At 60.2% G+C, this 24,917-nt stretch carries 17 protein-coding genes; 5 read left to right on the forward strand and 12 right to left on the reverse strand.

Translation table 11 applies throughout. The features are described from left to right. Positions 1 to 168: 168 nt before the first annotated feature. The gene (cysS, locus tag AC3I0A_RS17560) at positions 169 to 1,551 is read right to left on the reverse strand and encodes a cysteine--tRNA ligase (protein WP_489373427.1); all 1,383 of its coding nucleotides are present in this window, start codon (positions 1,549 to 1,551) and stop codon (positions 169 to 171) included. Positions 1,552 to 1,594: 43 nt separating this feature from the next. Next, positions 1,595 to 3,292 (reverse strand): glutamine--tRNA ligase/YqeY domain fusion protein, encoded by a 1,698-nt coding sequence (locus AC3I0A_RS17565; RefSeq protein ID WP_489373428.1) that lies wholly within the window; start codon positions 3,290 to 3,292, stop codon positions 1,595 to 1,597. Positions 3,293 to 3,542: 250 nt separating this feature from the next. Here AC3I0A_RS17565 and AC3I0A_RS17570 point away from each other — a divergent pair, with 250 nt between their 5' ends. Both AC3I0A_RS17570 and lpxH read left to right on the forward strand, forming a co-directional pair. Next, positions 3,543 to 4,046 (forward strand): peptidylprolyl isomerase, encoded by a 504-nt coding sequence (locus AC3I0A_RS17570; RefSeq protein ID WP_489373430.1) that lies wholly within the window; start codon positions 3,543 to 3,545, stop codon positions 4,044 to 4,046. Continuing rightward, positions 4,043 to 4,768: a UDP-2,3-diacylglucosamine diphosphatase gene (gene lpxH, locus AC3I0A_RS17575; protein ID WP_489373431.1), complete on the forward strand. Its 726-nt coding sequence runs from the start codon at positions 4,043 to 4,045 to the stop codon at positions 4,766 to 4,768. Before AC3I0A_RS17570 ends, lpxH begins: the two co-directional genes overlap by 4 nt. 285 nt (positions 4,769 to 5,053) lie before the next feature. On the opposite strand, the gene AC3I0A_RS17580 is transcribed toward lpxH, so the two are convergent. From AC3I0A_RS17580 to AC3I0A_RS17590, 3 genes are all read right to left on the reverse strand, one after another. Then, positions 5,054 to 8,725, reverse strand: coding sequence for a translocation/assembly module TamB domain-containing protein (locus tag AC3I0A_RS17580; RefSeq protein ID WP_489373433.1), 3,672 nt, complete (start codon positions 8,723 to 8,725; stop codon positions 5,054 to 5,056). Continuing rightward, a complete protein-coding gene (locus AC3I0A_RS17585) occupies positions 8,722 to 10,449 on the reverse strand; it encodes an autotransporter assembly complex protein TamA (protein ID WP_489373434.1) in 1,728 nt (575 codons plus the stop codon). Before AC3I0A_RS17585 ends, AC3I0A_RS17580 begins: the two co-directional genes overlap by 4 nt. A gap of 64 nt (positions 10,450 to 10,513) precedes the next feature. Next, positions 10,514 to 11,164 (reverse strand): GNAT family N-acetyltransferase, encoded by a 651-nt coding sequence (locus AC3I0A_RS17590; RefSeq protein WP_489373436.1) that lies wholly within the window; start codon positions 11,162 to 11,164, stop codon positions 10,514 to 10,516. Between the two features lie 346 nt (positions 11,165 to 11,510). Between AC3I0A_RS17590 and xthA the strand changes: the two genes are divergently transcribed. After that, a complete protein-coding gene (gene xthA, locus AC3I0A_RS17595) occupies positions 11,511 to 12,323 on the forward strand; it encodes an exodeoxyribonuclease III (RefSeq protein ID WP_489373437.1) in 813 nt (270 codons plus the stop codon). Positions 12,324 to 12,559: 236 nt separating this feature from the next. Continuing rightward, positions 12,560 to 13,897 (forward strand): substrate-binding domain-containing protein, encoded by a 1,338-nt coding sequence (locus tag AC3I0A_RS17600; RefSeq protein WP_489378533.1) that lies wholly within the window; start codon positions 12,560 to 12,562, stop codon positions 13,895 to 13,897. A gap of 163 nt (positions 13,898 to 14,060) precedes the next feature. Here the strand turns inward: AC3I0A_RS17600 and AC3I0A_RS17605 are convergent, their stop codons facing one another. Then, the gene (locus AC3I0A_RS17605) at positions 14,061 to 15,290 is read right to left on the reverse strand and encodes an acyl-CoA dehydrogenase (protein WP_489373439.1); all 1,230 of its coding nucleotides are present in this window, start codon (positions 15,288 to 15,290) and stop codon (positions 14,061 to 14,063) included. Positions 15,291 to 15,456: 166 nt separating this feature from the next. Between AC3I0A_RS17605 and AC3I0A_RS17610 the strand changes: the two genes are divergently transcribed. After that, positions 15,457 to 16,392, forward strand: a complete 936-nt coding sequence (locus AC3I0A_RS17610; RefSeq protein WP_489373441.1) for a LysR family transcriptional regulator — start codon at positions 15,457 to 15,459, stop codon at positions 16,390 to 16,392. 168 nt (positions 16,393 to 16,560) lie between these two features. Here the strand turns inward: AC3I0A_RS17610 and cobF are convergent, their stop codons facing one another. The 6 genes from cobF to AC3I0A_RS17640 all read right to left on the reverse strand — a co-directional run bounded on the left by cobF (position 16,561) and on the right by AC3I0A_RS17640 (position 24,713). Further along, entirely contained in the window at positions 16,561 to 17,328 is a 768-nt protein-coding gene (gene cobF / locus AC3I0A_RS17615) for a precorrin-6A synthase (deacetylating) (protein WP_489373443.1), read from the reverse strand. Next, positions 17,325 to 17,912, reverse strand: a complete 588-nt coding sequence (locus tag AC3I0A_RS17620; RefSeq protein ID WP_489373444.1) for a histidine phosphatase family protein — start codon at positions 17,910 to 17,912, stop codon at positions 17,325 to 17,327. Before AC3I0A_RS17620 ends, cobF begins: the two co-directional genes overlap by 4 nt. Before the next feature lie 1,157 nt (positions 17,913 to 19,069). Further along, complete coding sequence (locus AC3I0A_RS17625) at positions 19,070 to 20,134, reverse strand: diguanylate cyclase (protein WP_489373446.1); 1,065 nt, start codon at positions 20,132 to 20,134, stop codon at positions 19,070 to 19,072. Between the two features lie 355 nt (positions 20,135 to 20,489). Continuing rightward, a complete protein-coding gene (locus AC3I0A_RS17630) occupies positions 20,490 to 21,575 on the reverse strand; it encodes a lipocalin-like domain-containing protein (RefSeq protein ID WP_489373447.1) in 1,086 nt (361 codons plus the stop codon). Continuing rightward, on the reverse strand, positions 21,565 to 24,045 hold the full coding sequence (locus AC3I0A_RS17635) for an FtsX-like permease family protein (protein WP_489373449.1): 2,481 nt from the start codon (positions 24,043 to 24,045) through the stop codon (positions 21,565 to 21,567). Before AC3I0A_RS17635 ends, AC3I0A_RS17630 begins: the two co-directional genes overlap by 11 nt. Then, the gene (locus AC3I0A_RS17640; protein WP_489373451.1) at positions 24,045 to 24,713 is read right to left on the reverse strand and encodes an ABC transporter ATP-binding protein; all 669 of its coding nucleotides are present in this window, start codon (positions 24,711 to 24,713) and stop codon (positions 24,045 to 24,047) included. The genes AC3I0A_RS17635 and AC3I0A_RS17640 overlap by 1 nt, the downstream gene beginning before the upstream one ends. Between the last annotated feature and the right edge of the window lie 204 nt (positions 24,714 to 24,917).

Raw genomic sequence — 24,917 nt, forward strand, 5'->3', positions numbered from 1 at the left:
CTCGCTCCCACATTGGTCCGTGGTGAATTTCAATTTTGTGAGCGACACAAACCCCCTGTGGGAGCGAGCTTGCTCGCGATAGCGCCCTTTCAGACAACACAGCCATCAAGTCCTGCCCATAAACAAAAACCCGCACCAGGCGGGTTTTGTTTGTAGCAAACGCAGCAATCAGTCAGCCAGACGCCAGGTCGTGCCGCCCTTGCCGTCTTCCAGCACCACGCCCATGGCGGTGAGTTGGTCGCGGATGCGGTCCGATTCTGCCCAGTCCTTGTCGCTACGTGCCGCCAGACGCGCCTGGATCAGCGCGTCGACCTGAGCCGCATCGACCCGGCCTTCAGCGCCCGCTTGCAGGAAGTCATCGGCTTGCAGTTGCAGCACCCCGAGTACGCTGGCCAGCTCTTTCAAGCGCGCCGCCAGACCGGCCGCCGCTTGCACATCGCTGTCGCGCAGACGGTTGATCTCACGGACCATCTCGAACAGCACCGCGCAGGCTTCCGGCGTACCGAAGTCGTCGTTCATCACCTGGGTGAAACGCTCGACGAAGGCTTCGCCACCGGCTGCCGGAACAGTCGGCAGGCCTTTGAGGGCATGGTAGAAACGCTCCAGCGCGCCCTTGGCGTCCTTGAGGTTGTCTTCCGAGTAGTTGATCGCGCTGCGGTAGTGGCTCGACACCAATAGGTAGCGCACGACTTCCGGGTGGTACTTGTCGAGGACGTCGCGAATGGTGAAGAAGTTGTTCAAGGACTTGGACATCTTCTCGCCATTGATGCGAATCATCCCGCAATGCATCCACGCGTTGGCGTACGGCTTGCCGGTGGCGGCTTCGCTCTGGGCGATTTCGTTTTCATGGTGCGGGAACTCGAGGTCGCTGCCGCCGCCATGAATGTCGAAAGTCTCGCCCAGGCAGCAGGTCGACATCACCGAGCATTCGATGTGCCAGCCCGGACGCCCGGTGCCCCACGGCGATTCCCAGCTCGGCTCGCCCGGTTTGGCGGCTTTCCACAGGACGAAGTCCAGCGGGTCCTGTTTCGACTCGTCGACTTCGATCCGTGCGCCGATGCGCAGGTCTTCGATCTTCTTGCGCGACAGCTTGCCGTAACCCTGGAACTTGCCGACGCGGTAGTACACATCGCCGTTACCCGGTGCGTAGGCATAACCCTTGTCGATCAGGGTCTGGATCATCGCGTGCATGCCGGCGATATGATCGGTGGCCCGCGGTTCCATGTCCGGCTTGAGAATATTCAAGCGCGACTCGTCTTCGTGCATCGCCGCGATCATGCGCTCGGTCAGCGCTTCGAACGACTCGCCGTTGTCACGGGCGCGGTTGATGATCTTGTCGTCGATGTCGGTGATGTTGCGCACGTAGGTCAGGTCGTAACCGCTGAAGCGCAGCCAGCGGGTCACCAGATCGAAGGCGACCATGCTGCGGCCGTGGCCCAGGTGGCAGTAGTCGTACACGGTCATCCCGCAGACGTACATGCGCACCTTGTTGCCATCCAGCGGCTTGAAGACTTCTTTGCTCTTGGTGAGCGTGTTGTAGATCGTAAGCACGAATGCTCCCTATTTATCAGAACCGGTCAGGCCTGACTCTGAATCACTGACCCCAGGAGTCGCGCAGGGTCACGGTACGGTTGAAGACCAGATGACCGGGCTTCGAGTCCTTGATATCCGCGCAGAAGTAACCTTCGCGCTCGAACTGGAAACGGTCTTCCGGCTGTGCTTGAGCCAATGACGGTTCAGCACGACAACCGGTGAGCACCTGCAGGGAGTCAGGGTTGATGTTGTCCAGGAAACCTGCGCTGTCTTCAGCCTTCTCCGGATTCGGCGAACGGAACAGGCGATCGTACAGACGCACTTCGCACTCGACGCTGGCCGCGGCCGGAACCCAGTGCACCACGCCTTTGACCTTGCGGCCTTCAGGGTTCTTGCCGAGGGTTTCCGGGTCGTAGGAGCAACGCAGTTCGACGATGTTGCCGTCGGCGTCCTTGATCGCTTCGTCGGCACGGATCACGTAGCTGCCGCGCAGACGCACTTCGCCATTCGGCTCCAGGCGCTTGTAGCCTTTTGGCGGCTCTTCCATGAAGTCTTCACGGTCGATGTAGATCTCACGGGCGAACGGTAGTTGGCGCACGCCCATGTCTTCTTTCGGGTGGCACGGCAGTTCGAGGTTCTCGACCTGGCCTTCCGGGTAGTTGGTGATCACCACTTTCAGCGGACGCAGCACGCACATGGCACGCGGGGCGCTGTGGTCGAGGTCGTCGCGGATGCTGAATTCCAGCATGCCGAAGTCGACCACGCCTTCGGAACGGTTGGTGCCGACCATGTCGCAGAAGTTGCGGATCGATTTCGGGGTATAGCCACGGCGACGGAAACCCGACAGCGTGGACATGCGCGGGTCGTCCCAACCGTTGACGTGCTTCTCGTCAACCAACTGCTTGAGCTTGCGCTTGCTGGTGATGGTGTAGTTCAGGTTCAGCCGCGAGAACTCGTACTGACGCGGGTGCGCCGGGACGGGCAGGTTGTCGAGGAACCAGTCGTACAGCGGACGGTGGCCCTCGAACTCCAGGGTGCAGATCGAGTGGGTGATGCCTTCGATGGCGTCCGACTGACCGTGGGTGAAGTCGTAGTTCGGGTAGATGCACCAGGTGTCACCGGTCTGGTGGTGGTGCTCGTGACGGATGCGATACAGGATCGGGTCGCGCAGGTTCATGTTCGGCGAAGCCATGTCGATCTTCGCGCGCAGTACGCGCGCGCCATCCTTGAATTCGCCGGCTTTCATGCGGGCGAACCAGTCGAGGTTTTCTTCGACGCTGCGCTCACGGAACGGGCTGTTCTTGCCCGGCTCGGTCAGGTTGCCACGGTATTCCCTGGCTTGCTCCGGGGTCAGGTCGCAAACGTAGGCCTTGCCAGCCTTGATCAGCTCCACCGCCCAATCGTGCAACTGGTCGAAATACTGCGAGGCGTAGCGCACTTCGCCGGACCATTGGAAACCCAGCCATTTGATGTCGCTTTCAATGGCGTCGATGTATTCCTGCTCTTCCTTGGCCGGGTTGGTGTCGTCGAAACGCAGGTGCGTGACGCCACCGAACTCTTCGGCCAGGCCGAAGTTCACACAGATCGACTTGGCGTGGCCGATGTGCAGGTAGCCGTTGGGCTCTGGTGGGAAGCGGGTCACGATCTGCGTGTGCTTACCCGAGTCCAGGTCCGCCTGGATGATCGGGCGCAGGAAGTTGACTGGAACGGCAGGTCCGGTCTTGGAATTCGAGGTAGGGTCGACAGTGGGCTTGCTCATAGGATCCTTGGACGTACAAGTGCATGGCCAGAATAAGGGCCTGACAAAACAAAGGCAGTATCATAGCCGATGCGGTCAAGTGCCTGACAGAGCAGGCCCTTAAAACAGGTGCGTTTAATGCACCTGTTTTGAAAAACAGCCTCGAAATTCGCGCCCGGCACGCTAAACTGCGCATCTTGGCCGAAACAGGCCGGACCGGTTGGGGGCGGCGCTGCCCTGAAACCCACGAATTCCTTAAAGAGTAACGATCATGACTAAAGTCAAACTGACGACCAACAAGGGCGAGATCGTCCTGGAACTGAACGCCGAGAAAGCACCGATTACCGTTGCCAACTTCGTCGAGTACGTCAAGGCCGGTCACTACGAAAACACCGTATTCCACCGTGTCATCGGCAACTTCATGATCCAGGGCGGCGGTTTCGAGCCTGGCATGAAAGAGAAGAAAGACAAGCGCGCCAGCATCCAGAACGAAGCTGACAACGGTCTTTCCAACGACAAATACACCGTTGCCATGGCTCGCACCATGGAGCCGCATTCGGCTTCCGCACAGTTCTTCATCAACGTTGCCGACAACAGCTTCCTCAACCACAGCGGCAAAACCGCACAGGGCTGGGGCTACGCGGTATTCGGTAAAGTGGTCGAAGGCAGCGACGTGGTCGACAAGATCAAAGGTGTTGCCACCACCATGAAGTCCGGTCATCAAGATGTGCCAGCAGAAGACGTGATCATCGAGAAAGCCGAGATCATTGAGTGATACTGCTGATTTCAGATTTGCATCTGGAAGAGGAGCGCCCGGACATAACCCGGGCGTTTCTGGATTTACTGAACGGGCGTGCCCGCTCGGCGCAAGCGCTGTACATATTGGGAGATTTTTTCGAGGCATGGATCGGCGACGATGCCATGACCCCCTACCAGCTTTCCATTTGCCAGGCACTGCGGAACTTGAGCGACCACGGTACGCAGATTTTCCTGATGCATGGCAATCGCGACTTCATGCTCGGCCAGGCCTTTTGCAAGGCCGCAGGTGCAACCCTGCTCAAAGACCCGAGTGTCGTCGAACTCAATGGCGAACCCGTGCTGTTGATGCATGGCGACAGCCTCTGCACCCGCGACGAAGCCTATATGAAGCTGCGTCGTTATCTGCGCAACCCCATCACCCTGTTCATCCTGCGGCATCTGCCCTTGCGCACCCGGCACAAGCTGGCGCGCAAGCTGCGCAATGAAAGCCGCACCCAGACCCGCATGAAAGCCAACGACATCGTCGACGTGACCCCCGAGGAAATCCCGCGGATCATGCAGCAGTACGGCGTGCGCACCCTGGTCCACGGCCACACTCACCGCCCGGCCATTCACAAGCTGCAGATTGGCGAGCAAGCGGCCAAGCGCATCGTGCTAGGGGATTGGGATCGTCAAGGGTGGGCGTTGCAAGTGGATGAGCAAGGGTTTTCGCTTGCTCCGTTTGATTTCGCAAGCTGATCGTTCCCACGCTCTGCGTGGGAATGCAGCCCGTGACGCTCCGCGTCACATCCAGAGCCGAACGCGGAGCGTCCGTTGAGGCATTCCCACGCGGAGCGTGGGAACGATCATCAAAAATCTGAGGTTTGCGCAATCATTGTGGCGAGGGAGCTTGCTCCCGCTGGGGCGCGCAGCGGCCCTAAAACCTGCAATCACATTTCGTCAGGTACACCGCGTTCCCAGGTTTTACGACTGCTGCGCAGCCGAGCGGGAGCAAGCTCCCTCGCCACAGGGTCCGCGGTGCCTTTAGAAATCCCGTTTATAGAAAATATCCAGCGAACTGGCGATGCCGCTGGCCGCTTCCAGATAGACCTTCTTGCTCAGTTTGTAGCGCAGCGCGATGGTATTGGCCGGTTCGAACACGCCAACGCCATAACGCAAACTGAGCTTCTCGGAAATGTTGCCGCTGGCGACCACGCTGGTGGTGTTGCCGCTGCCTTGGGTGTCGAGTTGAAAGTCCTGAATCCCCAGGTTCCTGGCCAGATCGCCGGTGACCTTCGAGCTGCCCATCAGCCCCAGACCCAGCGCCGCCTGGGCCAGCATGTTGTTGTCTTCGCCGGTGGTGCTCCGCGGATGACCGAGCACCAGCCAGGACAGCGCATCTTCCTGGCTCATGGCCGGCTCGGAGAAGATCTGCGTGGTCGGTTGCTCGGCGTTGCCGCTCAAGCGGATGCCGGCGATCACGTCGTTGGTCTGGCGAATCGCTTCGATGTCCAGATACGGTTGATCGATGGGACCTGCGAACAACAGCCGTGCACGGCGAACGGTCAGGCGCTGGCCATAGGCCCGATAACGACCATCGTTGAGCCAGAGTTCGCCGCGGGTATCCATGTTGTCGCCGATATGCACCTGGCCTTGCAGGTTGGCGCTCAAGCCAAAGCCGCTGAAGCTGAGTTTGTCTTTGCCAACCTCGACATCGATGTCCATCGCCATGGCCATCGGCGGTCTGCCCTCTTCGGTCTGATGACCAACGATCACCGCGTCAGCCGAGACCTTGACCGTCGATGGCGGCAGTTCACGGACGGTGATTTCGCCTTTGGGCACCCGCACTTTGCCGACAATCGCCAGCTTGTCGTTCTGCATCGAGATTTTCAGGTCCGGCGCCACCTCCAGCACCGCATAGGGCTCGACCGTGACCGGCAGTTGCGAGCCTTTGAGGTTCAGATCAACCACCAGCGCTTCGCCCCAGGCCACATTTCCGTTCAATGTGCCCTGGCCGGTTTTGCCGCTTTTCCAGCCGCCGTTCAGTTGCACACTTTCACCGGCGATCAGCGCCTGAATCTGCAACGCCTCGAAACGGGTGGGCAATTCGGGCCCGGATATTTCACCGTCGCTGAGGATCAGGCTGCCATTGACCTGGGGCGCGAGCAAACCACCGGACAAATTGCCGCTGCCGTTCAAATGCCCGGACAGCTTCTCGACCATCGGTAAAAACGGCCGCGCCACCGACAGATCCAGCCCACTCAAGCGGAACGAACCGGTCAGCGGTTTGTTCTTCGGTAACGGATTGATCTGCGCCTGCACCATCAGTTCGCCGAGCTTGCTACCGACGAAGTCGAGTTGGGTATCGATGCGATTCGGGTTGAGGGTGCTGTTGAGTTTCAGCGTCTGGTAAGGAAAATCCAGCCACTGGTCTTTTTCGCGCAGGCGCAGTGTACCGCCGCTCGCGTCGACCATGATCCGGCCTTTCGGGCCGCTGGCTGGCAGATCCAGTTGCACGTCGGCGTTGAGCTTGCCCTTCCAGGCGAAATCCTTGGGCAGCCATTGCGCGAGGCTTTCAATCGGGAATTGTTTGAGGTGATAACGCAGCTTGGGCTCGGGCATCAACCGCTGGTCTTCACCGCACATGCTGGCTTGCCCGGACACCCAGCAATGAGCGGCGAAGGTGACTTTACCGTCCGCCAGGCGCTCGAGTTTCGCCGGATTCTGCAACTTCCAGTCCTGTCCGCCAGCCTGTATCTCACCGCTGGCCAGACGTCCACGCCAGTTGCCTTTGTCCAGATTGCCGTCCAGCCCCAGCGCCAGTTTGAGCATCGGGCCCTGGAGGTCCAGTTGCAGCTTCTGATTCTTGATATCGCCCTGACCGCTGGCCGTCAGCGTGCCCAATTGCGTATCCCCGAGCTGGATGCCGCTGCCTTTGAGGTCGATGCGCGCCCGTTGAGCGCTGTCGAGATTGGCGTCCAGATTGAGGCTTTGCAGGCGATTATCCTCAAACCCAAGCTGCAGGCCTTGCAGACTCAGTTTGCCTTGCGGGGCTTTCAGGGTGCCGGCGAGATCGAGGCGTCCATTGAGTTGCCCGCGCAATTGCGGCCAGAGTTGGCCAAGGCGTGGCATCTTGATGTCGAGTTGCCCGGCCAGTTTCTGTTGCAGGCTGCCGGCGCCATTGATGCGGTTGTCACCCAGGCGAATGTCCAGCGCGCTGAGTGTCCATTGTTCGCCAGCACCATCGGCCTTGGCCTGGAACACTGCCGGTTGACCGCGCAGTTTACCTTTGAGGTCCAGGTCGGCGTTCAACTTCAGCTGTTCATTGTTCATTTCGCCTTTGCTGCGCAGTGGCCCGGCCAAAGTGCCCGGTAACTCCGCCAGCCAATACGCCGGGTTGATCGCCGACAGGTCCAGCGCCGTATCCCAGGCGATGCCGTCGGCAAATTGAAGATTCAAATGCCCTTCAGCCTTGCCCTGCCCTGCCGCCAGTTTGAACTGGGGCAAGAAGATTTTTGTCAGGTCGCCACTGAACGGGCTGCTCAGGCTGAACGCTCCTGCGGGGCCATCGAGCGCAGCCTTGAAGTTGCCCAGATAGTTGCCGTCGCGCCAGGACACTTCGCCGTTGAAGGTCCGCAGCACTACCGCCGGTTCGTCGATCAGCGGATAGAGCCGATGCCATGGGAAGTCCAGCCAGTCGACCTTGGCTTGCGCGCTGAAGCCTTCACTCCAGTCCAGTTGCCCGGTGAGTTTGAGGCTTTGTTCGGCGCTGGCACTGAGGTCCAGCGCGGCGATTTGCGCGCCCTTGGCGTCGACCCTGGCTTGCAGCATCAGACCGACCGGCCCCTGTTCGGCCGGCAAGGTGGCGTTACCCAACAGTTGATAACCGTTTTTCAGATCGCCCTTGCCAGTGAGTTCAAGCTGATTGAGTTGCAGGGTGTCCGGCAAATCGGCGCTGGCCCTGAAGCCATCCGCGGTGATGCGCACTTGAGCCGGCAGGTTTTCCACCAGCGGTTGCAGTTCGCCGGTCAACTGACCTTGCAGGTAGCCGCTGCTGTCGGCTTTGAGGTTCAGGGTTTTCAGCAGATCGCCGTCGACTTTCAATGCCAATGTCCACGGCTCGGTGCCCGGCGCCGGCAAGGTCAATTTGCCTTCAGCCGTTAATGGCCAGTCACCGCTCGGTTGCAACAGGCCGGACAGGTTCAGGCTCAGCTCGTCCCGTTGCAGGTGCACGGAGTCGATCTGCAAGCCCTTGGCCGTCCATCGCGCTGCCAGTTGCAGGCCTTTGAGCTCTTCGCTGCCATTGAACAGCAGACTGCCGATCTGCACTTCGCCCAACTCAATGGCCATCGGCAGTTTCAGGTCGGGCAGACTGATGGGGCCGCTGCTCTCATCGGTACCCGGTGGAAATTGCAGGCTGAGCTGTTCGGCCTTCAGCTGGTCGATGCACAAGGTCATGCGCATCAGACACGCTGGCGACCAGGCAAAAACCGGCTTGCTCAGTTCGACCCGGCTGCTGTCCTGCTGCCAGAGCAGATGGTCGGCACGCCACTGCGCACCTAGATGCCCCTGGAAATTCTCCACGGTCAAGCCTGGCACCAGCCCCAGCGCCCAACGGCTGCCAGCCTGAGTCCCAAACAAGGTGGCCAGCACCAGCAGTACGACCAGCACCAGCGCAAGGATCGCCAACAGCGCTATTTTCAAACCACGCTTCAAAGCTCAGGCCCCATGGAGAAGTGCAAACGAATACCGCCGTCATCGTCTAGCGCATGGGCGAGGTCCAGACGCAGCGGTCCGACCGGCGAGACCCAGCGCACACCGATGCCGACCCCGGTCTTGAGGTTCGGCAGTTCAAGGGTGTTGAACGAGTTGCCCTGATCGATAAAGGTCGCGACCCGCCATTTCTCGAGGATGGCGTACTGATACTCGAGGCTACCGGCGACCATATAACGACCACCGATGCGATCACCGTCGGAATTTTCCGGGGACAGGCTCTGGTAGTCGTATCCACGCACGCTTTGATCGCCACCGGCAAAAAAGCGCAATGACGGCGGGACCGACTTATAGCCATTGGTGGCGCTGCCACCGAACTGCACGCGGCCAAGGAAGCGATGCTTGTCCCACACCGTGGTCACGCCTTTGAGCAGCGCAGTGCCATAGAGCAAATTAGTGTCCGAGCCCAGCCCTTCCTTGGCAACCTTGGCATCGAATTGCAGGCGATAGCCATTGTGTGGATCGATGCGATTGTCACTGCGCAGGTAGGAGTAGCTGACGCCAGGCATCAGTAAATTGCTCAGGCCCGCATCATCGCCAAGACGATATTCCTCGCGCTGCCACTTCAGCGAAACCACCCGCTGCCAGCCACTGGGCAGTTTGCTGTGCCACTCGGGGCCGAGGGTCAGCAGTTTGCTCAGAGTGTCGGTGCCGGCCAGTTCTTCATATTGATAGCCGCCGGCAAAACGCAGTTTGTCGGTCAGCGGCGGATCCAGCGGCACGTCGTACCACAGGCCGACATTCTGCCGTGGCGCAGACACCTCTGCCTCCCAGCCGTAACTGTGGCCTTGGGGGTTGACCCAATGCCGGGTCCAGTTGGCTTTCGCGCGCGGACCGACATCGGTGGAAAAACCCAAGCCCAGACCCATGGTTCGTGGCTTGCGGGTTTCCAGCTGCACCGCCACCGGAATCACGTCGTTAGCAGCCGCGGCCGGGGCGGCATCGACCCGCACACCCTCGAAATAGCCGCTCGACTGCAGCGCCTGATTGAGTTCGGCGATCAGTTCGGAGTCGTAGGGATCGCCGGCCTTGAACGGCACCATGCGTTGCAACAAATCTTCATCGATCGGCGTGTCGCCGGCAAAGCTGACCTTGCCCAAGGCGTAGCGCGGACCACTGTCGTAGATCAACTCGATGTCGGCGACACCGGCCTGGGGATCGACTGATAACTTTTGGCTGGTGAAACGCCCACTGAAAAAGCCGTAGCGCGACGCCTGATTCTGGATCAGCCGCTTGGCGTCTTCATAATGGCCGTGATTGAGCACCGCACCGGACTTCAGCAGATCGCTTTTCGGCACGCGAAAGGCTTTGAGGGAGGCCGCAGGGCCATCGACGCGCACGGTGACATTGCGCAAGTGCACAGGCTCGCCGGGATCGATGTTCAACACCAGCTTCGGCGACTTACCACCTTTGACTTCGCTGTCGATCTGCGGCTGATAGAAACCCAAGGCCTGGGCGGCCTTTTTCGCCTGTTCTTCGGCACCGCGACTGAAACGCAGCAAGGCTTCTTCATCGCGATCGCCGAGACTACCGATATAGCCCTCGACGTTGGCCTTGAGTTCATCGTTGGACGGTTTGATCCGCACATCCAATTCGCTTTGTGCCAACGCCGCACAGCTTGTGACCAGCATGAGCAAGCCGCTGGTAAATCTTCCTGAAAATTTCATAGGCGCGGATGCTATCACGAGCTTGGGAGCGTGATAGAGCCCTGGAATGGCCGGAAGTTCTACATCAAGCGGTTGCTGTTTGTAACTGCTGTGGATTGGGGTGGAAAAACACATGTTCGAGGACAGGCCCTACAGCCACCTCGCCAATTTCCTCGTAACCCTGACGCTTATAGAACTCCAGATAACGTGGATTCCCGGTGTCGAGCACCACGCCTTTTGAGTGCTCGTCCACTGCGCACCAGTTATGCACGGCTTGAAGTAGCTGTTCGCCGAAGTGCTTGCCCTGAAACTGCGGGTGAATCCCCAGCAGTGGCAAGACATGAACCGCGTCGGACGGCAGGCAGGCGACCACCGCCTCGTGATAATCCAGATAACGCCGCGTGCAGCGAAACCCGGTGCTCAGCACCATGCGCAGGCGCCAGGCCCAACTCTCGGTGATACCCAGGCGGCGTTGTGGCGGCGCGATCAAGGCGATACCGATCAGCCGGTCGTTGACCAGCAGGCCAATGGCCGGCAACTCCTGAAGAAAGTGTTGCCTGACCAATTCGCGCACCGTTGCCCGAACGCGATGCTCATAGCCGGGCCGCTCGGCCTCGAACAGAAAGCTGAAGGTCGGCTCATGGCGATAGGCCTGATACAACAAGGAGCGCGCTTCGCGGGAATAGCCGCTGTCGAGCATATGAATGTCGGCGATGGCAGTTGAGGTTTCGGGCATAACGGTTGAACTCCCCTGGACGCGGCTCAAAGTGGCCGTGCGCTTGTTACTACGAGCGTTCGATAGCCGGCACAGTTCCTTCTTCATCACCAAGCGATCTGTGTTGACGGCGAAAACGTCTTCGCGGGCAAGCCCGCTCCCACAAGGTATAGACCAGCCCCAAAGAAAGTGATCGATACACCACCTGTGGGAGCGGGCTTGCCCGCGAATGCGGACGTGCTACCACCACAAAAACCACTGACTTCCTCCAAACTGAGGACGACCTGGTGCCACCTCCAACCTACCGCCACGCTGGCCGCCGTCGTCCTGGTCGGCTAGCATCGCAGTTTTGCCAGGACTGTCGACCATGAAGATCGTCTCGTTCAACATCAACGGCCTGCGCGCCCGGCCCCATCAGCTGGCGGCGCTGATCGAGAAACACCAGCCGGACGTGATCGGCCTGCAGGAAACCAAAGTCCATGACGACCAGTTCCCGCTGGCCGAGATTCAGGCCCTGGGCTATCACGTGTATTACCACGGGCAAAAGGGCCATTACGGCGTCGCCCTGCTCTCCCGCCAGGAACCGATCGCCCTGTATAAAGGTTTTGCCGGCGATGAAGAAGACGCTCAGCGACGCTTTATCTGGGGCACCTTCGCCGACGCCAACGGCGTGGCGGTGACCATCATGAACGGTTATTTCCCACAAGGTGAAAACCGCGACCACCCGACCAAATTCCCGGCCAAGCAACGTTTCTATAACGATTTGCAGCAATTGCTCGAAACCCGGTTCAGTAACGATCAGCCGCTGGTGGTGATGGGGGATGTGAACATCTCTCCGGAAGACTGCGACATCGGCATCGGCCCGGACAACATGAAACGCTGGCTGAAAACCGGCAAGTGCAGCTTCCTCCCGGAAGAACGCGAGTGGATGGCCCGCCTGAAGAACTGGGGCCTGGTGGACAGCTTCCGTCACCTGAACCCGGACGTCGCGGATCGCTTCAGCTGGTTCGACTATCGCAGCCGCGGTTTCGAAGACGAGCCTAAACGCGGCCTGCGCATCGACCTGATCATGGCCTCCCAGGGGCTTTTGCCACGGATCAAGGCTGCCGGTGTCGACTACGACCTGCGGGCCATGGAAAAACCTTCCGATCATGCGCCGATCTGGCTTGAGTTGAGTTGAGTCCCTGAAGGTCTACAAAAAGCTAATGTGTGCGAGCTTGTGTGGGAGCGAGCTTGCTCGCGAAGAGGCCGGCACATTCAACAGTGATGTTGACTGACAAACCGCTATCGCGAGCAAGCTCGCTCCCACAGTTGACCTGTTACGTTTGATAGATCGCACGTCTGTGCATCTGTCATCTTTCAGCAACCTCACTGACTTATTCTCCCGGCACTTCCTTTGCCCTAGAAGGTGCCGACCTGATGCTGCGCGCTCTGTTTGTGATGATGCTTTGCGGCCTGACTGTACCTGTCTTCGCCAATGAGCTACCGACCCCGGAGCATGGCCCTGCCCTGCGTATTCAGGGTTCCAACACCATCGGCGCCGCGCTGGGTCCGGCGCTGGTCAAGGGACTGATGGAAGATCAGGGCCTGCTCAAGGTGCGCAGCGAAATCACCGGCAAAGCCAACGAACAGCGGATCGTCGGCCAGACGGCAGAAGGTCGCCAGGTGGTAGTGGACGTCGCGGCCCATGGTTCCAGTACCGGGTTCGTCGCCCTGAAAACCTCAAGCGCCGACCTGGCCGCCTCATCGCGACCGATCAAGGACAGTGAACTGGTCGACCTGGAAGCTCTGGGCGACTTGAAAAGCCCCGGCGCCGAGCAGGTGATCGCCATTGATGGCCTGGCGATCATCCTTCATCCACACAACCCCTTGAGCCAGTTAAACACCGAGCAGCTGGCGCGGATTTTCAGCGGCGAGATGAAAACCTGGGAAGAACTCGGCAGTGCTGGCGGACCTATCCACCTGTATGCCCGGGATGATCAGTCAGGCACTTACGACACCTTCAAGGAGCTTGTTCTCAGTCGTCGCGGGAAAACCCTGGGCAGTACGGCGAAACGCTTCGAATCCAGCGAACAGCTGTCCGACGCGGTCAGCCAGGATCCTCAGGGCATTGGTTTTATCGGCCTGCCCTATGTGCGCCAGGCCAAAGCCGTGGCGATTGTCGATGGCGACTCGCAGCCGATGTTGCCCCTCAGCAGCCTGATCGCCACCGAAGATTATCCACTGTCACGGCGCCTGTTCCTTTACCTGCCACCCAATGGGCAAAACCCATGGGCCAACGCGCTGGTGACCTTTGCCCAGAGCAGCAAGGGCCAGGCGATTGTCGCGGCCAATGGGTTTATTGCCCAGACCGTGCAGGCCATGACAGTAGCGCCCAGCCCGCAGATGCCTGCCGACTATCAATCCATCGCCCGCAACGGGCAACGGCTGACGGTGAATTTTCGCTTCGAGGAAGGCAGCGCCAGCCTGGACAACAAGGCCCGCCAGGATCTGTCGCGGGTGCTCGACTACCTGAAGCTCCACGACAAGCTCAACAGACAAGTCACGCTGGTGGGTTTTGGCGATGCCAAGAGCGACCTGGCGCGAGCAGCATTGTTGTCAAAGCTGCGAGCCATGGCAGTGCGGCGCGAGTTGATCAAAAGCGGCGTGGTGTTTCGCGAGATTCGCGGGTTTGGCGCCGAAATGCCGGTGGCGGCCAATAGTGCGGATGAAGGCCGGATCAAGAACCGGCGGGTGGAGGTTTGGGTGTATTGAAGTGACCACAGACCATTGTGGCGAGGGAGCTTGCTCCCGCTGGGGCGCGAAGCGGCCCTAAAACCTGCAAACTCGATGTATCAGGCACACCGCGTTTACCGACTTTACGACTGCTTCGCAGCCGAGCGGGAGCAAGCTCCCTCGCCACAAAGGCGATGCGGTCTTACTGCCCGCTACGCATCATCTCTTTGGGCACATATTTACCGATCTCGAACTTGCCGATCGCTGCACGGTGCACTTCGTCCGGGCCGTCGGCCAGGCGCAGGGTGCGCTGCATGGCGTACATATAGGCCAGCGGGAAATCGTTGGATACCCCGGCCCCGCCGTGGATCTGGATCGCCCGGTCGATGACCTTCAAGGCCACGTTCGGCGCGACGACTTTGATCTGGGCGATTTCGCTTTTCGCCACCTTGTTGCCAACGGTGTCCATCATGTAGGCCGCTTTCAGTGTCAGCAGCCGCGCCATGTCGATTTCCATCCGCGAGTCGGCGATCTTGTCGATATTGCCACCCAACCGCGCCAGCGGTTTGCCGAATGCGCTGCGATTCACCGAACGCTTGCACATCAGTTCCAGTGCGCGTTCGGCCATGCCGATGGAGCGCATGCAATGGTGAATCCGGCCCGGGCCCAGGCGACCCTGAGCGATTTCAAAACCGCGGCCCTCCCCCAGCAACACGTTCTCGTAAGGTACACGGACGTTTTCGAACAACACTTCAGCATGGCCATGCGGCGCATCGTCGTAGCCGAACACCGGTAACGGACGGACGATTTTCACGCCCGGGGCATCCACCGGCACCAGAATCATCGAGTGTTGTTGATGCCGCGGCGCATCCGGATTGCTCAGGCCCATGAAGATCAGGATCTTGCAACGCGGGTCGCAAGCACCCGACGTCCACCATTTCTTGCCGTTGATCACCCACTCGTCACCCTGGCGCTCGGCACGGGCGGCCATGTTGGTGGCATCGGAGGAAGCGACATCCGGCTCGGTCATGGCGAAAGCCGAACGGATTTCTCCACGCAACAGCGGCTCCAGCCAGCGCTGCTTCTGCCCTTCGTTGGCGTAACGGACCAGCACTTCCATGTTGCCGGTGTCCGGCGCCGAGCAGTTGAACGGCTCCGGCCCGAGGAGCGAGCGACCCATGATTTCCGCCAGCGGCGCGTATTCGAGGTTGGTCAAACCGGCACCGAGCCCGGACTCAGGAAGAAACAAATTCCACAAGCCTTCGGCCTTGGCCTTGAGTTTGAGTTCTTCCATGATCGCGGTCGGCTGCCAGCGATCGCCTTCGGCGACCTGGCGTTCGAACACTGCTTCAGCCGGATAAACGTAAGCGTCCATGAACGCGGTCACGCGCTCACGCAGTTCTTGCACCTTGGGCGAATAAGCGAAATCCATGGCAGCTCTACCTTCTTTACAGACAGTTGTGGAGAGGTTGTTCAGGTCATGCAATCGATGCTAGAACAGCTACGAAAATTTACCTAGCCTATTCTCGGCGTGTATTAACATTCATCACCGATATATGATCGGCTGATTGAGAGCCCAACAATAAGAGTGCAGCGCAATGAATCTGAGCAAGGTCGACCTGAACCTTTTCATCGTCTTCGACGCGATCTACACCGAAGCCAATCTGACCCGTGCCGGGCAGATCGTCGGCATCACCCAGCCAGCCGTCTCGAACGCTCTGGCCCGTCTGCGCGAGACCTTCAACGACCCGTTGTTCGTACGCACCGCCCAGGGCATGGTGCCCACGCCGATGGCGCAGAACATCATCGGCCCGGTGCGCAATGCGTTGTCGCTGTTACGGGTGTCGGTGCAGGAAAGCCGGATTTTCAACCCCTTGCAGGCGGCCAAGACCTACCGCATCAGCATGACCGACCTCACCGAGGCGGTGATCCTGCCGCCGTTGTTCCAGCGCCTGCGTCGCCTGGCGCCGACGGTGATCATCGAGAGCTTTTTGTCCAAGCGCCGGGAAACCACCAAGGAACTGGCCGCCGGTCGCCTCGACTTCGCGGTCGATGCGCCACTCAACACCGACCCGCAGGTGCGCCACGTCAAGCTGATGGAAGACCGCTACGTCTGCGCCATGCGCAAAGGGCATCCGCTGGCGGGCAAAGAGAAATTCACCCTCGACGACTACCTGTCACTGACCCATATTCATATTTCCAGCCGCCGCAGCGGTCTGGGGTATGTCGACCTGGCACTCGGCAAGATGGGCATCCAGCGCAAAATCGCCCTGCGCTCGCAGCATTACCTGATGGCCTCGCAAGTGCTGCAACAGACCGACATGGTGATGACCGTACCGGAGCGCTTCGCCCGTCGACATGACCTGTATTCGGTCGACCTGCCGGTCAACAACGTGCCACCGGTCGAAACCCACCTCTACTGGCATGAAAGCACCGACCAGGACCCGGCCAACCGCTGGATGCGCGAGCAGATGATCGAGTTGTGCCAGCAGGTGACGGCACATGAGAAGAAGCTCGACAAGCAAAGTGCATAAGGGGGTGAAGGCCGGTTCTTGTGGCGTACCTGAGGGCCAATCGCGAGCAAGCTCGCTCCCACACTGGACCGAGTTGAGCCGCAGATTCGCGATCAACATAGATCTAATGTGGGAGCGAGCTTGCTCGCGATGAGGCCAAGACAGACAACACAAATCTCAAGGAGTCACTCACTCCCCTGGCTCAGATTTACGCAACAAATACGTATCCATAATCCAGCCATTGGCCAACCGCGCCGCTTTGCGCACTCGCTCGATGTCATCGGCGACATCCTTGAGCTTGCCGGCAATCAGGATTTCATCCGGCGTCCCCAGGTAAGCGCCCCAATAGATGTCCAGATCCTGATCCGCGACATGCTTATAGGAGTCCTCGGCATCGAGCATCACCACCACGCTGTCGGCATCGCTGACTAACCCGGCGGCGAGCCGGCGTCCGGTGGTGATTTCGACTGACCGGCCAATACTGTTCAGCGGCACCTTATGTTGTGCCGCCAGGGCCTGAACGCTGCTGATGCCGGGGATGACCTCGAAGTCGAAGGTGCAACGACCACTGGCGAGAATCGCCTGCAAAATTCTGATGGTGCTGTCGTACAACGCCGGATCGCCCCACACCAGAAACGCCGCGCATTCGTCGTCCACCATCTCCTCAGTGATCAACCGCTCGAAGGTCTGCTGCTTGTCGCGGTTCAGATCATGGACGCTTGCGGTGTAGTCCACGTCGCCGCGAGTGCGCTCGGGGCTGTGGGCTTCGACGAAGCGGTAGTCGCGATCGGTGATGTAGCGTTCGCAGATGTCATGGCGCAGGTCGGTGAGTTTTTCCTTGCTCTGGCCCTTGTCCATGATGAAAAACACGTCGACCCGATTCAGCGCGTTGACCGCCTGCAGGGTGATGTATTCGGGGTTACCGGCGCCGATGCCGATGATCAGAATCTTCTTCATGGGGTAATCGTCTCCGTCTCTGGGCGGTTTTCCTGCAGCCTTAATCGCCACCGCCCATTGAAGCGCAACTCGGTGGCCGACAACGGCTCGACATCGATCACGTTGAACGCCGCGGGCGGGCACTGCATGACGTGCACAAGCGCCGCACGAATGACGAACGGATGAGTGATCGCGACGAAGTGCCCTGGGGTAGCGCGCAAGGTTTCCAGCCAGTCAGCCACCCGCTCGCCTAGTTGCGCGACCGACTCGCCACCGTGGGGGGCGCAGGTGCTTTCGGTCAACCAGGCCTGAAGTGCCTCGGGTTCAGTTTTTTGCAGGTCATTGATCCGCAGGCCCTGCCACCGTCCGAAGTCGCAATCACGCAGTGCCGAAACGATCTGCATGTCAGCGCCGAACAGCTCGGCAGTTTGCCTGGCACGGGCCTCCGGCCCGCAGAGCAATTGCGGCACGCGCTTGAAGCCGCCGGCTCGCGAGCCCCGCGCGGCCTGCCAATCCATTTCGAGCGGCTCGTCCAAAGGCAAACGCGCGAGCTTCTGGGCGTCGGTTCGGGCGTGGCAGATCAGGGTCAGGCGGGTGGCTTGCAAGGGAAATCACTCGAGTCAGGGTAATCGATACGCACTGTACGCTTGGCGACACATTATAGGCGGACCGCTCTGGTTTTAGGGCCGCTGCGCGCCCCGGCAGGGGGCAAGTCCTGAGCTTGCCTTAATGCCGGTAAATTAATTTGATTGTGTGTACATCCGTTTTTTGCGGTGACTGCGGTTGGGGTTGGGGTACATATCCGTTTCTGCGGTAACGGTCACTTGGGGTCGGGGTACATATCCGTTTCTGCGGTAACGGTCACTTAGGGTTCCGCCCTGACGGCGGGTCACTTTCGAAAATCCGGAATGCCGGCCCAGTCGAAAGTAACCAAAGCGCTTCTGCCCCACCATTCGGTGCCTCGCCTAGGCTCGGCATGCCATAACGAAGGCATTGCTCCGGGGGCCCGCCGCCATCGGCCATCCATGGCCCAGGCTGTGTGAAAACGCAGGCACCGTTTGGAAGTCTGCGTTGCTACGTAAAATCTGCCAGCGCTTGGCTAGTCAGCAGACCTGAAATTTGCGTAGGAGCGCGATTTTCGCTCTGATTCTGACAGTCAAACTTGCTCTAGAACGTTTTCACACAGCCTGGGCCGGGGGCGGCTACCGCGGCATCCTGCCGCGGTGCCCCCTGCGCAACGCCTGCGTTCGGCCTCTGGGAAAGGGGCAGACAGATCAAGTTCAAAAGCCACAGCAACGGCAACAGCCACAGCCACAGCCACGGCCACGGCAACGGCAACGGCAAGATCAACAGCTTCGCGAGCAGGCTCGCTCCCACATGGATCGGCGTACAACTCGCTTTTCACCACTCAACAGGCCGAGCGTTAGCTCGCCTGCAGCTTTTGATCTTGAGGCACCGCCCCCTCGAGAGGCCGAGTGGAGGTTCTGCGCAGTGGGCAACCCGGCATGGATGCCGGGTTAGCCGCGCACGGCCATGGATGGCCGATCGCGGCGGGCCCACGGAGCAGGACCGGAGCGAGGGCATGCCGAGCCTTAGCGAGGCACCGAACGAAAGGGGCAAGAGCCCTTGGTTACTTGGGGCTTTTCCAAGTGACCCGCCGTCAGGGCGGAACCCTAAGTAGCCGTTACCGCAGAAACGGATATGTACACAATCAAAAAGCCCCAATCAGCCCCCCAGTGCTCGCCAGACTTAAGATTTACATTCACATCGAATTGAACACGATGTAATGCGGCGCCCGGCAAATGACCCGATTACGCCCGGTGGTTTTCGCTTCGTAGAGCGCTTGGTCGGCGTCATTGAGCCAAAGGGTCGCATCGGTGTATGCGGGATTGAAGGCGGCCAGACCGATGCTCAGGCTGACCTTGAGCGCCGGGTCTTGCTCATAGCCCAGGCAGGCGAAGCGATCACGCAGAGCGTCCATGGTCCGGGCGGCGCTGCTCAGCGGCATGTCCGGCAGGATCACGCAAAATTCATCGCCGCCGTAACGCCCGGCCAGGTCACTGGCGCGCAGGTTTTGCCTGAGGATCTTGCTCAACTGGCGCAGCACGATGTCCCCGGCGACGTGGCCGTAGGTGTCGTTGATGGTTTTGAAGTGATCGATGTCGATCAGCGCGATGGCCCCACCCTGCTGCTGGCGCTGGCAACGCTGGAACTCGACTTCCAGTTGATCCTTCCAGGCACCATGGTTCAGCAAGCCAGTGAGACTGTCGGTATGGCTCAGCGCCAGCAACTCACGCTTGTGCCGCCCAAGCGTGTGGGCTTGTCGATAACAAGTCCAGCCCAGCTGCAACGGATACAGCGTCAATAGCGGCAGACAGGCATACAGCTGCAGAGGGCTGGTTTCGGGGATGAATGCCGATGAAAAAATCAGCAGCGCGGTGGCGATACCCAGTACTTGAGCGACACAACCGGCCAGCAGAAAGCGCATACCGCCGATCGCGACGTTGTGCATCGCCATCATCGACAGCGTGGCCACCGCGGGCAATGGATTGAAGTGCATGGCCCCGACCCAGAAACCGCCGAGAAACGAATCGATCAGTATATTGCGGTGCTCGGCGTGGAAAGGGACTTTTGAAAAACGTGCCCATTGAAAGGCCAGATGCGGCCAGACAAAGCCGTTGAAGACCATGAAGACCCAGACCCAGGTCGGCGGATCGATCGGGTACATCGCAGCGCCCACGCAAATGAATCCCAGCGTCAGGCCAAACATGCGTGATGTGTACAGCCTCCTGGCCAGTGAAAGTCCCTTTCCTCCAGTATGTCGCATAGGGGCCAAAGCTCCTCTGTGCTGCTGAACGGAACCTGAGATCTATTGCGGGTTTGCTGGGAGTCTATCAGGGACGCGGCAGATTGCCATCACCGCTCAGCGGCGCTCGATTCTGGAATGCTGTGCCGCGCTGAATCTGCCGTCACAGTGTGACAGTGCAGCATGGATGTAACTGAAGGGAGTTCGCCCAGTGCGGTGGCCTTGGCAATCCGTGCACCGGTAAAGAGCCATTACACTGGGCGAACGAAGGGATTTTAATGGAACCTGAGCGATATGTCCGCGCACAGAATCTGAATAAATCTGGACACAATATTTCTCGCACTGAACTCACCGGTACGACCATTCAGAACTGATCTCAATACCCGGTCATTTCCAGATACCCGCTGCCAGCGTGACTGCCACTCAACTGCACCGGTCCTTCCCAGTAAGGAATCCGAAGCGCCATCCAGGCGTTGGGGTTCAGCGCGAGGAGAGTGATGTCCAGGTTTTTGCCGGGAATTTTGATCGACCAACGAGTCGGCATCTTGCGCCCCGCTACGTCAGAGACCGCCAGCGGCGTGAGGCTGATGTCGTCTTTGCGCAGTGTTTGAGTACGCCCATCGGCCAGTATCCAGGTCCCGGTCAGATACGCGGCGCCATCCTTTTCGCGCACCCGAAACAGCATCAGTTGCTCACCGCTATCCAGATGCAGGGAGAACCAGTCCCAACCGGTTTGGTTGGCGGTCAACGGCTGGCTGCTCCACTCGCGGTCGAGCCAGGCCGGGCCGCTGACCTGCCAGGTTTTGCCGTCGATCTCAAGGCTGCCCGACGCCTGAAAAAACGGCTGGCTGTAGTAGTACGACGCCTGGCCTTGCTCGGATTTCTGACTGAAGCCCTGCTCGCCTTGCAGCACCAGGGGCTTGCTCGAGGTCAGGCGCAATCGATAGCTGAAGCCTTCCCCACGGGCGTGCAGTTGCAGCTCGGCCAAGGGGTTTTCGGTACCTGACTGACTGGCAAAACTCCAGTCATCGATCCAGGCCGCGAACGGGGCAGCGCTGACCCCGGCCTGGCCGACACCTCCACGGGCATAGCGCTCTGCGGCGTGATGCTGGTTGGCCGAAGTCACTGCCGCGTGGCCCAACCAGATGGTCTGGCTGCCCCAACCGGATTGCTCGGGTACGGCTTTCAGCGCATTGCGAAACAAGGTCCATTGCACGCCGAAGCTGTTCCCCTGATCGTCCTTGAGATTGGCGGTGACGTACCACCACTCGATGCGAAAACCGTCGTGGGGTCCGTGATCCGCCGGGAAGCTGAATGCTCTGCCGGGAACCACAGGGGTGAACGCCTGCGCCTCACTGCCCAATCCGGCAAAACTGTCGGCGTTGCCGGGCGCCTCATCGCAACCGCTCAGTTGCCATATCATCAACAGCAGAAAGCCGAGCCGCAGCCGCTTAATCTTCATGGGCAAAGGTCCTGAGCAGATCGGCTGGTCGGCTGCGGTAGAGCTTGAGCAGCGGCCAGGCTGATGCGAGTAACGTCGCCAACAAAGCCAGGGCCATCAACTGCAGCAGTTGCAGCGGGAAAATCCGCAGCGGCAGACGCCAGCCAAACGCCTGAACGTTGATCACCGCGTTCAGGCACCACGCCAGCAAGATCCCCAACGGCAACGCCAGCAGCAAGGTCAACACCGCCAACAGCCAGGTCTGCCCCAGGTTGAGCAGCATCAGTTGGCGGCGCGTCACACCCAACGCCCATAACGGCGCCAGTTGCCCGAGACGACTCTCGCTCTGGGTCAGCAAGCTGATAAACAGCGCGACACCGGCCACCCCCAGGGTCAGGCTGTTGAGCGCGGCGGTGGCGGCGAAGGTGCGTTCGAACACTTGGCTGGACCAGACCTTGAGTTGCGTCTGATCGACGATACGATTGTCGACCAGGGCAAAGCGCGCTTGCAGAGCACGCACCAATGACGGTACCGACGCGGGATCGATGCGTACGTTGAAACGACTCGGTGCCAGCTGCGGCCAGTAACGCTGCAAATGATCGGCGTTGACCAGCAGATGCCCTTTCGGATTGCCGTAGTCGGCATAGATCCCGACGATGCGCGGCGACCATTGGCCTTGGGGCGTGGGAATCGCCAGGCGATCGCCCAATTGCACCGTCAGCCGACGGGCCAGTTGCTCGCTGAGCATCAGCGTGTCGTCAGCGGCCAACTGCTCCCACGGCGTGTCCCCCTGCGCTTGCAGCAACGGCCAGTGCTGGCGATACATAGGGTGATCGATAACGCCGTACACATCCGCCGGCCAGCCTTGCAACTGGATCGACACCTGCCAGCTGGGCAATACCGCAGAGACCTGCGGCTGCTGGCCCAGCCACTGCTGAATCTCACGGGCCTGAGCCGGACTTTCTGGATTGACGTACAGCTCGGCAGTCAGACGTTGCTCGAGCCAGTCACTGAAGGTCTGGCGAAAGCCTGCGGTCATGCTGCCGGCGCCAATGTTGGCGGCCATTGCCAACAACAGCGCCATCAGCGCCAGACTCAAGGCCGGTAATTGCTGGCGGCAATCGGCGATAAACCACTGCCCCAACACCGAGCGACTGCGCCTGAGCACAAGGGTCAGGACGGCATTGAGCAACACCGGCAAGCCCAGTGCCGCCCCCAGAAACAGGCAAGCCAGCAGCATAAAACCGCTGCTCAGGCTGTCGCCCAACAGCAATGCCAATAGCGCCACCACTGCTGCAATGGCCGCCACCCAGCCCTGACGTCGCAACCAGCGGGCATGGGCCTGATGCCAGGCTTGCGGGTTGGCCAGCGCGAGCAACGGCAGACGTGCCGCCCGCAGCAAACTGTTGGCGCCGGCCAGCAGCGCACCGAGCAGGGCCAAGCCGACACCACTGACCCACCAGAGCGGGCTCAGGCTCAATTGCCCGGCCACTTCAGCACCGTACAACCCACGCAGGCTGGCAGCGACATCCGGCAACAGCACACCGGCCAGCAGGTAGCCACTGACGACCCCGGCGATGCCGCCCAGCAGCGCCAGGCAACCCAGTTCCACACTCAGGCTGAAGATCAGCATCCGCGCACTGACACCGCAGGCCCGCAGGGTTCTGATCAATCCGCGGCGTTGCTCCAGTGCCAGGCCGATGGCGGCATGCACGATAAACAGGCCCACCGCGAACGACAAAAAGCCCAGGGCATCGAGGTTCAGGTGAAAGCTTTCGGTCAGGCGTGACAGGTTGTTTTCTTCGCCGCTGTGTTTGAGCACCAATTGTCCGGCCAATTCGACGGGTAACGATGGCTCAGTGGCGGCGAAGTCTTTGGGCAGCAGCAGGCGCGAGAGCTGCTGCGGCATGCCCAGAACCTGTTGCGCGAAGCCGATATCCATCAGCAATACACCGGGCGCCATGTCGGCCTGGCTGTGCAGCGGCGGCAAGCGTTGCCCATTCACGGCAAGCGGTTGTTCGCCTTCCTGATAACCCAGTGCCTGCAAGGTTTGTGGGGCGATCCAGGTGCTGCCTGGCGGGCTGATGAAGTCGACCATCCGCGCGATGTCCAGTGCTTGCCCGGCCACCGCAGAGCCGCTCGGCAACGACAGCGGCTCGATGCCCATCAGTTGCAAACGTTGATCCTCATGGCCCTTGAGTGACAGCCGCGCTTGCAGCACCGGCGACACCGGCCAACCGGCACGCCGCAGGTTGACGAATAACGCCTGGGAAAAGGTCGCACCGCCAGGCGCGGTGAGGCTGGCCTGAGGCTCACCGCCGATCAACTGGCTCGCTCGCGCGTAACTTTCCCGCGCCTGACTGTTCAGCGCTTGCACGCCGGTCAGCAGACTGGTGGCCAGCCAGAGCCCGGTCAATACGCTGAAAAACTGCACCGGATGCTGCCGCCAATGGCTGAGCAGCGCCCGCAGTGCCCCATGAAAAACCCGCATCAGCCCTCACCCGCGCCCGCCAGACGCCCGCCATGCAGCACGACCTTCTCCGCCAGCCGCGCCGCGACCCTCGGGCTGTGGGTGACCATCAACAGGCTGGTGGGGCTGTCTTCGAGCAGTTCCAGGAGCAACCGAAGTACTTCATCGCTGGTGGTTTCATCGAGGCTGCCGGTGGGTTCATCGGCCAGCAACAAGCCCGGGCGCGGAGCCAGCGCGCGCCCTAGCGCCACCCGTTGCTGCTGACCGCCCGAGAGTTGTTCGGGATAGCGTTTGAGCAGGTCACCCAGCCCCAGCCGCTCGATCAACTGCGCTTGCCACACCGGCTCATACCGCCCGGCCAGGCGTGCTTGAAAGGCCAGATTGTCTTCCACCCGCAGGCTGCTGATCAGGTTGTATTGCTGAAACACCAGGCCCACTTCAGTGCGCCGCCAGTTGGCCAATTGTGATTCGCTCATCTGCTCCAGGCGCTGATCGCCGATGCAGATACTGCCGCGATCGACCTTATCCAGCCCGGCAATCAGATGCAGCAAAGTGCTCTTGCCACTGCCCGACTCACCCATCAGCGCCAGACTGCTGCCGTTCCTCAACTGCAAGTCGACACCCTGCAACACCGCCAGCGGGCCCTGCGGCGTTGCATAGCTTTTGAACACACCTTGCACCTGAAGCATGGGCACGCTCGTTTGACGGACGGTGAGGCCAAGGATAGCGGTTTGTCGTTGGAGCGGGCTTGACTCAATGCCGGTCAGCCAAGAAACAGAAAGCGAACGCAGTCCCTGTGGCGAGTTCGCCAGATCAACCGCATTATCGTTCATCGCGAGCCTGCTCGCGATGAGGCCCTATCCAACAACACAGAAGTCATTGCCCACCCTCAT

It is taken from the genome of Pseudomonas sp. KH_024_B2 (assembly GCF_057839965.1).

Bases quoted from the DNA above. Each gene is read 5' to 3' on its own strand.
- AC3I0A_RS17610 (WP_489373441.1), top strand. From the start codon at position 15,457: ATGAATCTGAGCAAGGTCGACCTGAACCTTTTCATCGTCTTCGACGCG.
- AC3I0A_RS17565 (WP_489373428.1), bottom strand. From the start codon at position 3,292: ATGAGCAAGCCCACTGTCGACCCTACCTCGAATTCCAAGACCGGACCT.
- AC3I0A_RS17640 (WP_489373451.1), bottom strand. From the start codon at position 24,713: ATGCTTCAGGTGCAAGGTGTGTTCAAAAGCTATGCAACGCCGCAGGGC.
- AC3I0A_RS17585 (WP_489373434.1), bottom strand. From the start codon at position 10,449: ATGAAATTTTCAGGAAGATTTACCAGCGGCTTGCTCATGCTGGTCACA.
- AC3I0A_RS17570 (WP_489373430.1), top strand. From the start codon at position 3,543: ATGACTAAAGTCAAACTGACGACCAACAAGGGCGAGATCGTCCTGGAA.
- AC3I0A_RS17625 (WP_489373446.1), bottom strand. From the start codon at position 20,134: ATGCGACATACTGGAGGAAAGGGACTTTCACTGGCCAGGAGGCTGTAC.
- xthA (WP_489373437.1), top strand. From the start codon at position 11,511: ATGAAGATCGTCTCGTTCAACATCAACGGCCTGCGCGCCCGGCCCCAT.
- AC3I0A_RS17635 (WP_489373449.1), bottom strand. From the start codon at position 24,045: ATGCGGGTTTTTCATGGGGCACTGCGGGCGCTGCTCAGCCATTGGCGG.
- AC3I0A_RS17630 (WP_489373447.1), bottom strand. From the start codon at position 21,575: ATGAAGATTAAGCGGCTGCGGCTCGGCTTTCTGCTGTTGATGATATGG.
- cobF (WP_489373443.1), bottom strand. From the start codon at position 17,328: ATGAAGAAGATTCTGATCATCGGCATCGGCGCCGGTAACCCCGAATAC.
- AC3I0A_RS17590 (WP_489373436.1), bottom strand. From the start codon at position 11,164: ATGCCCGAAACCTCAACTGCCATCGCCGACATTCATATGCTCGACAGC.
- AC3I0A_RS17605 (WP_489373439.1), bottom strand. From the start codon at position 15,290: ATGGATTTCGCTTATTCGCCCAAGGTGCAAGAACTGCGTGAGCGCGTG.